The sequence below is a fragment of the Kordia sp. genome (assembly GCF_022447245.1).
Lineage (GTDB): Bacteria > Bacteroidota > Bacteroidia > Flavobacteriales > Flavobacteriaceae > Kordia.
The window spans coordinates 1-2,544 of the sequence record NZ_JAKVBC010000082.1 but is presented as its reverse complement, the minus strand read 5'-3'; the positions used below and the strand labels follow the sequence as shown (position 1 = coordinate 2,544).

Annotated in this window: 2 protein-coding genes; both read left to right on the top strand. The window is 34.2% G+C overall.

Annotation, left to right across the window (positions count from 1 at the left end):
• Nucleotides 1-135: 135 nt before the first annotated feature.
• On the top strand, nucleotides 136-1,611 hold the full coding sequence (locus MK119_RS24145) for a DNA cytosine methyltransferase (RefSeq protein ID WP_290684290.1): 1,476 nt from the start codon (nucleotides 136-138) through the stop codon (nucleotides 1,609-1,611).
• Nucleotides 1,612-1,625: 14 nt separating this feature from the next.
• The gene (locus MK119_RS24140; protein WP_290684287.1) at nucleotides 1,626-2,396 is read left to right on the top strand and encodes a DNA adenine methylase; all 771 of its coding nucleotides are present in this window, start codon (nucleotides 1,626-1,628) and stop codon (nucleotides 2,394-2,396) included.
• Nucleotides 2,397-2,544: the final 148 nt, after the last annotated feature.

The window sequence follows — 2,544 nt, the reverse complement described above, 5'->3', positions numbered from 1 at the left end:
TTCGAAACTATACGGGAATTAGTGGTTACCTGTGGAGAATACGATATGGAATGTACTATTCAAAGATCGGGAGCTGGATTAAAAATTGAATGCAATGAATTCGTTGCTTCTGGATTCTAAAAACCTGTAATTAAAATGACCGAAGTAAACATCTATTGGATAGACTTATTTTGTGGTGCTGGTGGAACGACAACAGGAATTCATTTAGCAAACGCAAATGCAAAAGTACTTGCTTGTGTCAACCATGATCCTGAAGCAATTAAATGCCACAAGGGAAATCACCCAGATTGTTTACATCTTACTGAAGATGTTCGTGATTTTAATGTTGTGTTAAAAATAAAGTCTTTAGTTGATGAGTTGCGCCAAAAAGAACCAAATGCAATCATTAATATTTGGGCATCATTGGAGTGTACACACTTCAGTAAGGCAAAGGGCGGTTTGTCACGCGATGCTGATAGTCGAACCTTGGCAGATCATTTATACAAATACATTGAACAGCTAGATCCCGATTACATTTATATTGAAAATGTACGTGAGTTTCTTACATGGGGGCCACTAGATACAAAAGGAAAACCAGTAAAAGAACTCAAAGGAATTGATTATAACAGATGGTGTAATGCGATTCGTTTTTACGGATACAATTACCAATATGCGTTATTAAATAGTGCTGATTATGGAGCTTATACCTCACGTGAAAGATATTTTGGAGTTTTTGGACGTATTGGAATGCCAATCGAATTTCCAAAACAAACGCACATTAAAAGAAGTAAACTACTAGGAACTAATTTAAAGCCATGGAAAGCTGTAAAAGATGTGTTGGACTTGGAAGATCATGGCAGATCAATTTTTGGTAAAACGAAAATGGGAAAATCATATTCCGAAAATACGCTTAAAAGAATTTATGCAGGATTGTTGAAGTTTTCCAAAGAGGGAATGTTTGTCAAGCGATACAATGGCGGTGATCCTACTTATAAATCTAGTAGCAAAAACGAGCCATTAGGAACCATTCTAACAAATAGAACTCATGCAGCCGTATTTCTAACTTCTTATTATGGAAATGGTACTGCACATAGTGTAAATGACCCATGCAATACATTGACAACAAAAGAACGCTATGCTGCACATTTTATCAATTACGATTATTCAACAGCAACACATAGTTCAATCGAAGCACCAGCAGGCACATTGACAACTACGCCAAAGCATAATCTTATAAGCGCACAATATGTAGTTGATACACAATTTTCCAACAAAGGAAAATCAATTGAGGAACCAGCGCAGACTTTAATTGCTCGAATGGATAAGAAACCAATTTATCTAATAACAGCAAATCAAGAACTTGAATTTGAAAATGTCACACGACCATTCAGAAATGAAACTGAAAAATTGATAGTTGAGTTCATGCAGCAGAATCAAATTTCGGATATAAAAATTAGGATGCTAAAAGTTTCCGAGTTAAAAACGATACAAGGATTTCCTGAGAATTTTGAGTTAACCGGAACCAAAACGAATCAACTCAAATTTATTGGAAACTCCGTAGTGCCTTTAATGGCGCAAAAATTAATAGAATCAAATTTCGCAGCTCTCAATAATTATTTGAAAGTAGCATAAAAACAGTAGTAAAAGTGGTATTGACTAGATTAGGAAATAAAAGAAAAATTAGCGATTTGCTATATAAGCACTTCCCAGAACACCGAATGAGAATTGAATTGTTTTTCGGTGCTGGAGGTAGTTTCTTTCATCTACCACAACCAAAATACTCGATTCTAAATGATTTTGATTCTGATGTAAGCAATTTGTATAAAATCATTCTCGATCGTAAGGAAGAATTGAAGCAGCAAATAACAATTATGCCTATTTCCGAAGCGATGATTAATCATTGGAAAAAACACATAGAAACGGACGCTATGAGAAAAGCTATTCGATTTTTGCTACTATCAAACTTTACATACTTAGGAAAAGGAGACACTCTAAGACTAGGAATTGATAATAGTAAAAGAAATCTACTCGCTCGAATAGACCCTGTATTTGAAATGCTTCAAAACTCACAAATAACCAATTGCGACTTTAGAGAAGTGCTACCTAAAATTTCATTTCATAAAGATGTCACACCAAAGGAAAAATGTTTTGTGTATTTAGACCCTGTTTATTTAGACACAGAATATTATTACAAGGTTCCAAAGTGGTCTGAAAATGATACTGAAGATTGCTTCAAAATTATGAAAGATTGCGGTATCAAATGTGCTATGTCAGAATTTGATCATGAAGCAGTTTTAGACTTCGCTTCTGACTACGAAATGAAAGTAATCTATTTAAAAGATCGCCGAAACATTAAGAATACTAAAACCGAAATACTAATCACGAACTACGAAAGCAACCAGCTTTCAATGTTCTAAAATTACAGTAGATTTTGAAAACAATAACATCCATATCAGGAGGGAAAACATCTGCTTATTTGGCAGCTAATTATCATAGTGATGATTTAGTATTCGCTTTAGTTAGAATTGAGGATAAAAATTGCCTTTTTCCAGATAAAAAAATTCG

Excerpts from the sequence above, each read along its gene's own strand:
- MK119_RS24145 (WP_290684290.1), top strand. The coding sequence starts at position 136 with ATGACCGAAGTAAACATCTATTGGATAGACTTATTTTGTGGTGCTGGT.